The 12,013-nt window shown below is 59.3% G+C and carries 12 protein-coding genes; 2 read left to right on the top strand and 10 right to left on the bottom strand.

From position 1 onward, the window contains the following. Positions 1–13: 13 nt before the first annotated feature. Entirely contained in the window at positions 14–1,042 is a 1,029-nt protein-coding gene (locus tag ACWGXE_RS09320; protein ID WP_447603132.1) for an NAD-dependent epimerase/dehydratase family protein, read from the bottom strand. A gap of 241 nt (positions 1,043–1,283) precedes the next feature. Then, positions 1,284–1,988, bottom strand: a complete 705-nt coding sequence (locus ACWGXE_RS09315) for a flagellar brake domain-containing protein (protein WP_447603131.1) — start codon at positions 1,986–1,988, stop codon at positions 1,284–1,286. Positions 1,989–2,215: 227 nt separating this feature from the next. On the opposite strand from ACWGXE_RS09315, the gene ACWGXE_RS09310 reads away from it, so the two are divergent. Continuing rightward, on the top strand, positions 2,216–3,472 hold the full coding sequence (locus ACWGXE_RS09310; protein ID WP_447603129.1) for an HD-GYP domain-containing protein: 1,257 nt from the start codon (positions 2,216–2,218) through the stop codon (positions 3,470–3,472). Continuing rightward, positions 3,469–6,273, top strand: coding sequence for a response regulator (locus ACWGXE_RS09305; protein ID WP_447603127.1), 2,805 nt, complete (start codon positions 3,469–3,471; stop codon positions 6,271–6,273). Before ACWGXE_RS09310 ends, ACWGXE_RS09305 begins: the two co-directional genes overlap by 4 nt. A gap of 73 nt (positions 6,274–6,346) precedes the next feature. Here the strand turns inward: ACWGXE_RS09305 and fliW are convergent, their stop codons facing one another. From fliW to ACWGXE_RS09265, 8 genes are all read right to left on the bottom strand, one after another. Next, positions 6,347–6,814, bottom strand: a complete 468-nt coding sequence (gene fliW, locus ACWGXE_RS09300; protein ID WP_447603126.1) for a flagellar assembly protein FliW — start codon at positions 6,812–6,814, stop codon at positions 6,347–6,349. Positions 6,815–6,824: 10 nt separating this feature from the next. Then, on the bottom strand, positions 6,825–7,070 hold the full coding sequence (gene csrA / locus ACWGXE_RS09295) for a carbon storage regulator CsrA (protein ID WP_447603124.1): 246 nt from the start codon (positions 7,068–7,070) through the stop codon (positions 6,825–6,827). Positions 7,071–7,151: 81 nt separating this feature from the next. Then, positions 7,152–8,042, bottom strand: coding sequence for a flagellar hook-associated protein FlgL (gene flgL / locus ACWGXE_RS09290; RefSeq protein ID WP_447603122.1), 891 nt, complete (start codon positions 8,040–8,042; stop codon positions 7,152–7,154). Positions 8,043–8,075: 33 nt separating this feature from the next. Beyond that, positions 8,076–9,464 (bottom strand): flagellar hook-associated protein FlgK, encoded by a 1,389-nt coding sequence (flgK, locus tag ACWGXE_RS09285; RefSeq protein ID WP_447603121.1) that lies wholly within the window; start codon positions 9,462–9,464, stop codon positions 8,076–8,078. 3 nt (positions 9,465–9,467) lie between these two features. Then, on the bottom strand, positions 9,468–9,920 hold the full coding sequence (locus tag ACWGXE_RS09280; protein ID WP_447603119.1) for a flagellar protein FlgN: 453 nt from the start codon (positions 9,918–9,920) through the stop codon (positions 9,468–9,470). Between the two features lie 66 nt (positions 9,921–9,986). Further along, a complete protein-coding gene (flgM, locus tag ACWGXE_RS09275) occupies positions 9,987–10,292 on the bottom strand; it encodes a flagellar biosynthesis anti-sigma factor FlgM (RefSeq protein WP_447603118.1) in 306 nt (101 codons plus the stop codon). A gap of 100 nt (positions 10,293–10,392) precedes the next feature. Beyond that, complete coding sequence (locus ACWGXE_RS09270) at positions 10,393–10,719, bottom strand: rod-binding protein (RefSeq protein WP_447603116.1); 327 nt, start codon at positions 10,717–10,719, stop codon at positions 10,393–10,395. 16 nt (positions 10,720–10,735) lie between these two features. Next, positions 10,736–11,869, bottom strand: coding sequence for a flagellar basal body P-ring protein FlgI (locus tag ACWGXE_RS09265; protein ID WP_447603917.1), 1,134 nt, complete (start codon positions 11,867–11,869; stop codon positions 10,736–10,738). Positions 11,870–12,013 lie beyond the last annotated feature (144 nt).

The raw sequence follows: 12,013 nt of genomic DNA, 5'->3' as shown, positions 1-12,013 counted from the left end.
GCAGTCTCCTGATCTACGCGGCCTGTGAGACAGGCGATCCCGACGGACCGCGCGTCCCCCAGTACCATTGCAACGTGGAAGCCAGTCCACGACTCAGCGACCACCGGACATAGGGGCCGATCGCGTCGCGCAATTTGCTGTTGTCATAACAACGGTGGCAATGAAGCTGATCCCCCATCAGCACATAGGCAAAATCCGCCGGCAGGGACGGTACCGGTGTCAGAGAAGCAGGTGCCGGCTCAGCAAGTGCGATCAACTCGCGAGTCAGATCCAGCAGTCCGGCGACTTTTCCGACGTAGTCTTCAATCGTGACCGTTTCTTCGCCGGTCATATTGTAGAGGCCCGTCAGATTCTCCTCGATCGCCCGCGCCATCCCGTTGACGAGGTCAGTCACATAGAGCGGTTGCAGGCGGCGCCGGCGGAGTTGCGCCCAGGCCTGCCGAACAGGCTCGTGATTGAGCAAGGCGAGCAAGGTCGGCTCGAGCAGCCAGGCGCTTCCGGGACCATAGATATTGCCAATGCGCAAGACTAATGGGGACATTCCCGTTGCCCGCGCCCATTCGGTAGCGGCTTCTTCCGCTTGCATTTTGGACCGTCCGTAGTCGGAAACCGGCCGGCATGCCATTCCTTCCGGCAACAGACCTTCTTCGTCGGATCCCAATCCCTGCGCTTCGATACTGCTGGCCACGGTGACATGGGAGGCCTCGATCGCACGCGCCAGATCGAGCGCCCGCTTGGTGCCGTCCACATTGGCAGCCCAAAGTCCGGGCCCGTTGACAGAAACATCAGCCGCCAGATGAATGAAGGGTTGGCCGTGAGGAAGATCCGAAGGGACCGGAACTCCGTCCGGCCGGGACAGATCACACGACAGGACCTTGGCGCCTTGCCGCACCAATCGCTGTACGTTCGGACTCTCGGCATGCCGTGTCAGAATCGTAATCTTGCCGCCGCTCGCAAGAAATTTCGCGGATAGCTGAGAGCCGATGAAACCGGCTCCGCCGGTGATAACCACATGGTGCTGCCTCGCTCGTCTCATCTGCATGCTGCATTCATCCTTGAAGCGCGGTTGGCGAATCGGCTTTTGCCCGTTCAAACCTAGCAAGACTCACGCCATTGCTGTGCGGACCAGGCATTCACATTTGAGGCGATTCAGGCGGCCTGCAAACGGCTGTGACCATCCATTTTCACCGGCGGGGAACAAATTGCCGAGTGACTGGGCAACTCGATCAAGCGCAGGCGCTATCTTGCCGCCCAGCGCCGGCGGCGCGCCCATCCAAAGGCCGTCACAGCGCGGACTTCTGCAAGACGCAGCATTCGATGGCTTTTCGCACCGTCCCTCCCCAGCCCCGATATTCGATGAACTCGCTTCCGGTGAAGACAAATTCGATGCCGATCTCGGTATGAGCGGGAAAGTCGGTCACGTTCTTGACGATGCCGGTCAGATTGGAGATATGGCCGACTCCCCTGAGTTCAAATTCCAGCCGCACGCTTGCACCCTGGGCCCATGTCGTCCTTCCGCTCCGGACTTCCACACAACAGCCGGTCAGACTCAGATCATGCATCATGGCGCCGACGACACGTGGTTTCGCGGCGGAACCGAACGGCCGGCACTCTTCAATGTTGATCCGCAGAGGCTCCTTCAGGGAGACCCGCGCATGCTTGCGCAGGGCCACTTCCTCGACACTCTGCGGGAAGGCCAGGAACAGAAACGGGAACGGCTGAAGTTGTTGCTCCCGGATGACGCTCGGATAGCCGATGAACCGCCCGTCGAACAAGTATCGGACCAGACAGGATTCATTCATCCGGCATGCGACCGGTTGCCCGAGATGATACGGCCACTCGCAGATCAACCAGTCTCCCGCCTTCCAGCCCAATAAGGAAGATCCGTACTGAGGATGCCCAAGCTGGTCTCCGAAGCACAGTTGGAGTGGGAGCCCCACGGATAGAAAAGAGGCCGAAACAGGAATGGAGGGTCCTTGATCAGCCATAGGAGTCGTTAACGATAGGCATGAATGTGCACAAACAGCCTCTGATGAACTTCATCGGCCACTCAGGGAAGATTCTTGAGCCGCATCCAGGAACTGGTCGATGCACCGGACGAGTTTAAGAAGCCGCGTCAACGATCCGATACTGTGGTACACGACGTGAGGCGCATGCAAAGGGACCATCCGAATGAGGTGCGCCGCGACCTTTCCATGACTTTTCAAAGGATTCCATGGCCGGCACAAAACGCATCGGCATCGGCTCTCTAAAACCGGGCATGTTCGTCGTGGGGATGGATCAACCCTGGTACAAAACCCCCTTCCTCTTCCATAAGCGGCTGGTCGACAGCGACGATGACATCACTCTGCTTCGTCGCCACGGCATACATGAGGTTCTCATCGATACGACGAAGGGATTGGATCTGGACGAACCTGCCGCGACTCTCCCTTGCGTTCCCGCACCGACCGAGCCTCCGAAAAAGGAAGCTGCCGCTCCCTCCGAATCCGAGCGAGCCCGTCAAAAGGCCAAAGCGGCTCGCGCCGCCTACGGAGAAACCATGAAAGCGCTCGATCGGGTTCTCGATGAATTCGAAGCCGGAAATCCGGCCGCCATGTCCAGCCTAAAAAAAGCCGTCGCCACGGTCTTGGCGCGGATCATGGATCATCCGCAATCAATGCTGACCCAATTCTGTATCCAAAAAATGCAGGAATTCGACCGGACGCTGGCATCTCACGCCTTGGATGTCGGCGTGCTCTCGATGATCATCGGGCACGAGATGCAATACGGGCCGAAGGACCAGGAAGATCTCGGGATCGGCGCCATGCTGCATGACGTGGGATACCTGCGCCTGCCCCGCAATCTGTATCGTAAGGGACGGGAGCTCAGCACGCATGAAAACAGTTTGATGCAACAGCATCCTCAATTGGCCATCACAGCGATCACCCAGGCCATGGCCGGTTCCGTTTCGGAGACGACACGCCGCATCATTGTCGAGCATCATGAGCGGCTGGACGGCAGCGGCTTCCCGCAGGGTTTGCGCGGGGATGCCGTGCTCGGCTTCAGCCAATTGGTCGGCCTGGTCGATACGTATGACGGGATGGTGAGCTGGCGGACCGAACAGGCGCCGATGCTTCCGCACGACGCCATCCGGCAATTGTTCGTGCTTGGAGAAAAAGGCCGCTTCGACAAGGCCTTGGTCGAAGTCACGATCAAGGCCCTGGGCGTGTACCCGATCGGGAGCTTGATCAGGCTCAACACCGGCGAGAGGGCCATTGTGGTCGGCATTCATCCCGAGCATCGGATGAAACCGACGGTAAAAATCGTCACGGGACCGCAAGGCGAGCCCTATGGGGAGCCGCTCACCGTCGACCTGGCCATTGCGGAGCCGGGCCGGCCGGTGCGAACCATTCTGCGGGCCTTGGATCCTCGGCACGAAGGAGTGCGAGTGTCCGATTATTTCGACACCGCCTGCGAGGGAACTCCCCGGTGACGCAGCCACTGTCCTTGCACTCTTCCATGCCCGAGCCCGACGATCCTGCGCACGGCCTTTCCAAAGCCGTATCGCGTGAACTCTATGAGACTCTGCCCGTCGGTTTGTGCTTACTGGACGCGCAAACCCGAGTGCTGTTCATGAATCTTCATGCCGGTCGGCTTATGCGCTGCCATCCCGACATGGCCCGCGGCCACCTCCTCGATCGATTCATCGAGCGGGAACTCGACGCGTCCTCCGAATCTGGAAGCCTGTGCTGGCAGGACCTGTTTACCACCGGCCGGAAAACTCACGGCCTGTTCCTGAGCCGGTCCGGCCGCTCGCTTCATATCGAATCGACGCCGGGATCGTTGGAATTGTTCGACGGCGTCGCCACGATGTTGACGATTCGGGATGTGACGCGGGAGCTGGCGCTGGAAGATGAGCGGGACCGATTGGCTGCCATTGCGGAGGAAAGCCCCTACCCGATTGTCGAATTGGACCGCGATGCACAGATGCTCTATGCGAACCCGGTCATGGTCGCGCTGCTGTCACGATTCGGGTTCAATGACTCCGGTTGGTGCGATCTATTTCCCCCTGATCTTCCCTCGCTCATCGACCGGTGTCTCGCGACCGCGACACGCATTTCGGTACAAGAGGTGGCGGTCGGAGGCGCCTGTTTCGCCTGGACATTCTGCCCTGTGAGAAGCCACGGCCGCGTGCGCGGCTACGCGATCGACATGACGGACGTGCACACCACGCACCGGATGCTGAATCAGACGGCGGACCATCTTCGAGAAACCAACCGGCAATTGGACCAGGCACTCCAGCAAGCGCAGGCGGCCACGCAGGCCAAGGCGTCCTTTCTCGCGACGGTCAGCCACGAACTTCGGACTCCCATGAACGGTGTCATCGGGATGGCCAGCCTGATGCTCGATACGGCACTGACGGAGGAACAGCGGTCGTTTGTCCAAACCATCCAGCAATGCGGAGAAACGCAGTTGTCGCTGATCAATGACGTCTTGGATTGCAGCAAAATTGAAGCCGGGAAATTCCAATTGGAATGCATCGACTTTGATCTGCGCGCAAGCGTGGAAGGCGTCCTGATGCAATGTGCGGAACGCGCGCAATCCAAACATCTGGAGGTTGCCGGTCTCATACAGGCCTCAGTCCCGATCGCTCTCCGCGGCGATCCCGGCCGGTTACGGCAGATCCTGACCAATTTTCTCGGCAATGCCATTAAATTCACCGAACGAGGGGAGGTGATGCTGCGGGTCTTTCTCGATCAGGATCACGCCGACTCCAGCGACCTTCGTTTTGAAGTGACGGACACCGGCATCGGAATCAATCCGGACGTTCAGGCCCGCCTATTCCAACCCTTTACCCAGGCGGATAGTTCAACCACGCGCAAATACGGCGGCACCGGGTTGGGACTCTCTATCTCCAAGCAACTCGCCGAATTGATGGACGGCCATGTCGGCATGCGGAGCGAGCCGGGGCAAGGCAGCACGTTTTGGTGCACGATCCGGTTTGGGAAACAACCACAGTCCCCGCTCGCCCTTGCGCCGGCAGCCGATCTGAGCGGGCGCCGCATTGTAATCGTCGATGACAATGAATCCACCCGCACCATGCTGCAACGGTTGACGGAGGGCTGGGGGATGAAGACCGTAGGAGCATCGGATGCGGCAAGCGCCCGCACTGTGATTGAGAAAGGCTTCGCCGAAGGCACGCCGTTTGATGTCGCCCTGCTGGACATGTCGATGCCGGAAACCAACGGACTGCAACTCGCAAAGAACCTCCGGACTTCTGCCGCCGCATCTTCCCTCAAAGTGGTGATTCTGACTTCGCTCAATGAGCCGAGGCAAGCCGAACAGGCTCGGAGATCCGGCTTTCCCGCCTATCTGACCAAACCGGTCCGGCACGATCCCCTTCAGGCTTGTCTCAGGACCGTGCTAGGCCTTGCAGATGGACCGGCCCAATCCGGCCGCCTTCAGCCTCAGCTAGTCGCCGCTCGTGCCGCCTTGCGCCATGATGGCCCTCGTCCGGCTTCACAGCTGAGAGTGCTGGTGGCGGAAGACAATCTCGTGAATCAGAAGCTAACGGCGCGAATGTTGGAACGGCTGGGATATCAACCCGATGTGGTCGACAACGGGCGTGAGGCCCTCAAGGCTATGAGTATGGGCTCCTACGCCGCCATTATCATGGATTGCCAAATGCCCGAGATGGACGGCTACGAAGCGACCCGGATCATTCGCGCGCAGGAGAAAGGGACCCACATCCCCATCATCGCGTTGACGGCCAACGCCATGCAGGAAGACCGGGATCACTGCAGAGCGGCCGGCATGGATGATTACCTTTCGAAACCAATCACGACCCGTCAATTGGGAGAGGTCCTGGGACGATGGCTAACCGCGCCTGATCCATCCGAGACACGGGCCGGATCACAGAACGACGATCATCCTACCAATAGCGGCACGTTGTTTGACGCCGATCGGATGCTCGTCAACATCGGGGGGGACCCGGATCTATTCAAACAACTTCTCGACATGTTCCTCGAACGGTATCCGATCATGCTGTGTGAGATCCGTGAAGCGCTGCGGACGCAAGACGGTCCACGATTAGAACGTGCGGCCCACACGATGAAGGGAACGGCCGGCAATCTCTGCGCCGCGGAAATCATCGTAATCGCGGGTCAACTCGAGTCAATGGGACGACTCGGCACATTGGACAAGGCGCCGGATCTCTTCCAGGTACTCGAAGGGAAGGTTGACGCGCTCGCCCAGACGTTCCACGGCTATCCCGCTCGAACCCAACCATACTGACTTCATCCAAGTCGTGCGGGACTGTAGCAATCAAGGGTGAGTTTGAAGACATCGCTCCATCCGCGAAGCCATGTTACATCGCCGTGGTTTGGAGCACGGGCGCCGAGGAGGAGTTCTGGGCAAAGAGCGGGTACCGTGTCGGGCAATCGTCCGCAAGCACGACTTGTTTGCAGAGGCGGGAATGGGGGTTCATGACCAGGGGCCCCCGGAGATTCCCGGTGATGCGGCTGGGATCATGCGATGGAATCGTAAGAATCACGGCAATAGTCAAATCCTGACAGTCGGGGGCGGCGTGGATTTCGGCCAATGCTTCCGCGGCGAGTTGCACCCGATAATCGGGCTTGAAGAAAGCTGGATCGATGATCACAAAAGCCAGATCCGCCTGGTCCACGCAGTGCAGCCATTTGAAAGGCGCGTCGGTGTCATGATCGAGGATCACATAGCGGGTCCGATCAGGAAATCCAAGAATACCGGAAGGAAAGGTGAGGAGTGATCCGTCATCTACTTCAAGCTCGCCGAACCGGGTTGACACAAATTTCATCGATGTGCCCTCACGCTTGCCGCCGCCCCGTCCGTTTCGAGAGTTCGCGAAATGCTTCCAGCGGAACGACGCCTGTCTCCGCGGCCATCCTATTCTCTTCCTGGATGCGGGCGTACACTTCGTCTCGATGCACTTCGACGGCGGGCGGGGCTTCGATACCAATCTTGACTTGGCCGCCTCTCACGCCGAGCACGACGATCCGGATGTTCGAACCGATCGTTACTCCCTCACCCCGTCTACGAGTCAAGACCAGCATACGCGCCTTCCTTGGCGTGCGAGCCTATTTACGGCATCGAGGTCGGCACCGGCCCGCTCGATTTCGGCGCCGGACTCATCCCTACTGGAGCATCTTGAGGAGAGACGTATCAAAGATTCTGCTGAAGGCCTGGCTTGCGGCTTCAACCGCCACCTGCTGCAGGCTCAATTGTGTGATGGCCGCGGTCAGATCTGCATCCTCGTTGTTGGACAGCGCCTGTCGAATCGTCGTCGTCGTCGTATCCAGCGCCGCCTTGGTCACGTCGAGACGGTTGGCCATGGCGCCGATCTTCCCTTGCGCATTGCTGATCTGATTGGTCGCCTGATCGAGGGCGCCGATCGCCGTGTCGATACCCGCCGCGTTATTGCTTTCCAGTGCGCTCAATAAATTACTGACGCTGTCGAACACATTGGTCGTGGGCCCGGTAAACACCTCGCTGCCGGGAAGCAGGACTTGCGCCGTTTGATTACGCCCGACGGCAATGGATTGGCTCTCCGAATTCCCTTGGTACGTCACGGAGTCGCCGGATGAAATCACAAACGGGGTCACATTCGTTTCCGTGCCGGCAAAGATCGCCTGTCCGCCTACGTCCGTGTTCCCCAACTGAATCAACTGGCGGTGCAGTTGACGGACTTCTTGGGCGATGGTCGTTCTGCCCTGGGCCGAAGTGGTGTCGCTGCGGGCCTGGATCGTCAATTCCCGGATGCGCGTGAGGACGTTTTGTACCTGTCCCAGGGCGCTGTCGGCCGCGTCGAGACGGGCCGTACCGAATTGAACGTTTCTGGTCCATTGGTCGGTCTGAGACAGAGACGATTTGTCGAGCACAATTTGGCCGAAGGCTGCCGGATCGTCGGACGGCTGCGTGACTTTCTTTTGGGAGGAAATCTGTTCCTGTGCTTGAAGAAGCTGCTGCCGCGACCGCTGAAGATTTCCGAGGAGCGTTCCGTACATCTGCTGATCCGCGACTCTCATAGGCCTCTCCCTTGTCCCGCTTCCACCACGCCGCTACCGTTTGAGGGTGAGGATGGTTTGAAACATTTCGTCCGCCACGACGATGAGCCGCGAGGCGGCCTGAAAGGACCGCTGGTATTTCAGAAGATTCACCAGCTCTTCATCGAGCGACACGCCCGAGATTTCGGCTCGGTGTGCTTCCAACTGTTCCTGGATGATTTCCTGTGCGCTCAAATCCCGCTCCGCCCCCTGCATCGCCGAGCCGAAGTCCCCGGCTGCAGCGCCGTAATATTCCTGCAAGGTGGCATTGCCGAGCGATGCAAATCTGGTCGTTTGCAGAGCGCCGACGGCCAGCGCGTTCACATTGTTTCCCGGCACGCCGGCGGCGGTTGACGATGCCGCAACTTTTTGAATGTCGGTGAGCGAGACCTGAATCGTGGCGGCCGTCGTGCCGGCCGCCGCAAAAAACGTTTGCCCGGTCGAGCCGTCCAGTCCGTATCCGGCCTGATGGGTGCTGTTGACTTGCGTCACTAAAGCGGAAGCCAGCTGGTCGAACGAGCCTTGAATGGACGGAAGCGTTTGATCCCGCACATCCAGCAGCCCTTTGAGGCGGCCGCTTGCGATGACGGAATTGAGCGTGACCGGCCCACCGCCCCCGTCGTACTGTACGTCCAAGAGCCCGCTGTTCGCGGCATTCGCGGCGCCTTGCAGCTCATACGTGCGGTCTTTCTCCACGAGCACCTGTCCCCTGGCCACAAATACGCTCAGCTGGCCCGTGCCGTCATCGACCGTCGACACATCGGCCAGCTCTCCAAGTTGATTCAACAACACACCTCGTTGGTCGCGGAGGTCGTTGGCCTGCTGGCCGCTGAATTCGGCTTGACTGATCGACTTGTTCAACCCCGCAATCCGCGACGCCAATTGATTGATATCGGTGATGGCTTGGCCGATCTGCCCGTCCAGCGCCTGTCGCTGCGCCGAGAGGTCCGCGGCATGTTGGTTGAACTGATTCGCCATGGACGTGGCCTTGGACAGCAGCACCGTGCGAGCAGTCTGGTCGGCGGGATTGGTCGCCACATCCTGCCAGGCGTTGAAGAACTCATTGAGACTGGCTCCCAATCCCTGATCGTTGGAATCGCCGAATAGGGGCTGCACGCGCTGCAGCGCATCGCGAGACGCTTGAAATTGGCCCTGCCGCTCATGCGATGACAGCAGCTGTCGTTCAAGAAACGTATCGACGGTGCGGCGGATCTCCGAGGCTTGCACGCCGGTCCCGATTTGACCCGGCTGCCCGTTTTGCGGATCGGTTTCGGTCAGAATCGCCTGCTGCCGTGAATATCCAGGTGTATTGACATTGGAGATATTCTGTCCGGTCACAGCCAGGGCCCGCTGAAACGTCGCCAACGCCGACGTGCCGATTCCAAAGAGCCCGTTGAGTCCCATCCTCTACCCTTTGATCCCAACGCTGTGCGAAACGCCGCCGACGACCGAGCCGGTCTGAGAATAGAGCGGGGCGGAAGCGGGAGATCGTTGCCAGAGGCTCAGACTGCCCTGTAAAAAAGCCAGTGATTGCGCGATCAGCGCGGCGTTGAGCCGATTCATCCGATCCGTGGCGCCGATGATCTCAATGAGAGTCTGTTGTCGTTGTTCCAGTTCCTTCGAGAGACGGATCGAACCGGCTGCCGAGCCCTCGGTGAGGCAGCGACGCGACTGCTCGAGATCGCGAATACAGTCCAGCAGTTCCGATTTTTTCGCGGTCACATCGCTGAATTGTCCGAATGAGAGCGTCCGAATCGCTTCTTGCTCATCGCTCAACAGGGCATGGAACTGGCCGACCTTTTCGATCATGAGATCCAAGACTCGGCCGAGTTCGAGAAGAGCGGCGGATTCATCAGACATATGGCCTCTCAATATCAGGCTGGATCATGGCGCGGACAGAGTGCGGCCGAACTCAGGGCGTATGATTCAGAGGACGGAATCGGTGAGTACCTGCCGGATCATCGAATCCGCAACCTTCTTTCCATCCATCGTATAGGTGCCCGCTTCCACCGATCGCCGAATCTGTTCCACCCGGGTCTCGCGCGCCGCATCGGGACGATCGAGCAAGGCTTTGATCCGCTGCAGTTCCTTGGCATGGTCCGAGATCTGAACGCGGTCTTGCTGTCCCGATCCGCCGCTGACTGACGCGTGCTTGCTCTGATTCCGGTCAACTCCCTGAACGCCGAGTAAAAGCTTGGCCAGATCCGCTCGGTTGTTTCTTCCTATCTCCATACCCGCTCCTCTGCTCGTGACACGACAGAGAAACCGGTCTGTTCCCTGTCGTTTCTCTTCTCGGTTGAACCGACCGGAAACTTGAGCAGCGGAACGGGAATTATTTGCCCGGCATGTTCCCTTCGATAAATTGCGTTAACCCAATCCCTCCCGCCTCCGTCGCAAGGCGGCTGATCTCCTGGTCATAGAAGGAATGCCACACCTGTTCTCCCTTGCGATCAAGAAAGCCGGTCGGGACGGTTTCCCGCATGGTTTTCAGCAGATAGGAGAGAAAGTAGGACTCGAATTCCTGAGCCGCCTGGTGTATCGAATGGCCGGCCTTGCGGCTCAGAGCCGCCTGCGCCTCACCCAAAGAACCTGGAACGCGAGCTTGAACAGCATCGATTGTCATCCAGTTGTGTACAGATCCGATGTCAGCGATATCCATACCGCCATTACCTTCGCTAAACTATCTCAAGATTCGCTTGAAGTGCACCGGCCGCCCGCAAGGCCGAGAGAATCGCCACCAAATCACGCGGCGTGACGCCGACAGCATTGAGTGCTCGGACAACGTCCCCCAATGTCACGGTCTGATCGACCACCATTAATCGGGACTGCTCTTCCTTCACATCGGTTTGTACATCGGGCGTGACGACGGTTTGCCCCTGGCTCGATCCGATCAACGGCGCCGTCGGCTGTGAAACGTTCAAGGTATTCTTTACGGATATCGTGAGATTGCCGTGTGAAATGGCACATGTGGAGAGCCGCACATGCTCGCCCAGGACCACGGTTCCGGTCCGTTCGTTGACGACGACTTTCGCCGGCACATCGACCGCCACATCCAATCCCTCCATGGCCGCGATGTACTCCACGACGCGCCCTTGAAACGGCGCCGGCAGCGAGGCCTTCACCAGTCCGCCGTTCACGGCGACAGCCGTGCCCTTTCCGAATGTCCCTTCGATCGCTTCGGCCGTACGGATGGCGGTTGTGAAATCCGGATGCCTCAGCAATACCGACACGGAATCCCATGATTCCAGATCGACTGCGACCTCCTTTTCCACGATCGCGCCGCCGGGCACGACGCCGGCAGCCTGATGATTCTTGCTCACCGTCGCGCCGCCGGGGCCACCCGTGCCTCCAAGAAATCCGCCGATTGATACGGGCCCCTGTGCCACCGCGAACACTTGCTGGTTGGGCGCCTTCAACGGCGTCAGCAGCAAGGTCCCGCCTTGGAGACTCTTCGCATTGGCCATGGAGGAGACGACCGCATCGACGGTCATACCAGGCTTGATGAACGGCGGCAGCTTCGCGGTTACCATGACCGAGGCGATATTGCGGGTCAGCAACTGGATCGGGTCGATCACCAGATTGATGCCCATCTTGTTCAACATGGACATCATGGCCTGGATGGTAAATTGACCGCCGATCACCTGATCTCCCGTTCGATCGAGGCCGACCACCAGCCCATAGCCGATCAATTGGTTCTCGCGTACTCCTTCGATGCTCGCCACGTCCTTGACACGGACGGCTTCGACCGGCGTGCCCATCCACAAGGAGATGATGATAAACGCCAGGATGCTGACCACCGCGCGTGACAGGAATGCAGGATGCCGAGCTGATGGAGCGGCTTCTTCTTGAGGATCCGGTCGCGGTGCCTCGGGAATGGCGAGATACGGCGGATCGGCCGTTGCAGGCCGCACGACGCCGCTTAGCATCATTAAGCGCAATGATTGCATGACCAT

The sequence above is a fragment of the Nitrospira sp. Nam80 genome (assembly GCF_965152575.1).
Note: the sequence above shows the minus strand (reverse complement) of the source record. Positions and strands in the feature narration are given on the sequence as shown.

Excerpts from the sequence above, each read along its gene's own strand:
- ACWGXE_RS09320 (WP_447603132.1), bottom strand. The coding sequence starts at position 1,042 with ATGCAGATGAGACGAGCGAGGCAGCACCATGTGGTTATCACCGGCGGA.
- ACWGXE_RS09315 (WP_447603131.1), bottom strand. The coding sequence starts at position 1,988 with ATGGCTGATCAAGGACCCTCCATTCCTGTTTCGGCCTCTTTTCTATCC.
- ACWGXE_RS09310 (WP_447603129.1), top strand. The coding sequence starts at position 2,216 with ATGGCCGGCACAAAACGCATCGGCATCGGCTCTCTAAAACCGGGCATG.
- fliW (WP_447603126.1), bottom strand. The coding sequence starts at position 6,814 with ATGAAATTTGTGTCAACCCGGTTCGGCGAGCTTGAAGTAGATGACGGA.
- csrA (WP_447603124.1), bottom strand. The coding sequence starts at position 7,070 with ATGCTGGTCTTGACTCGTAGACGGGGTGAGGGAGTAACGATCGGTTCG.
- flgL (WP_447603122.1), bottom strand. The coding sequence starts at position 8,042 with ATGAGAGTCGCGGATCAGCAGATGTACGGAACGCTCCTCGGAAATCTT.
- flgK (WP_447603121.1), bottom strand. The coding sequence starts at position 9,464 with ATGGGACTCAACGGGCTCTTTGGAATCGGCACGTCGGCGTTGGCGACG.
- ACWGXE_RS09280 (WP_447603119.1), bottom strand. The coding sequence starts at position 9,920 with ATGTCTGATGAATCCGCCGCTCTTCTCGAACTCGGCCGAGTCTTGGAT.
- flgM (WP_447603118.1), bottom strand. The coding sequence starts at position 10,292 with ATGGAGATAGGAAGAAACAACCGAGCGGATCTGGCCAAGCTTTTACTC.
- ACWGXE_RS09270 (WP_447603116.1), bottom strand. The coding sequence starts at position 10,719 with ATGGATATCGCTGACATCGGATCTGTACACAACTGGATGACAATCGAT.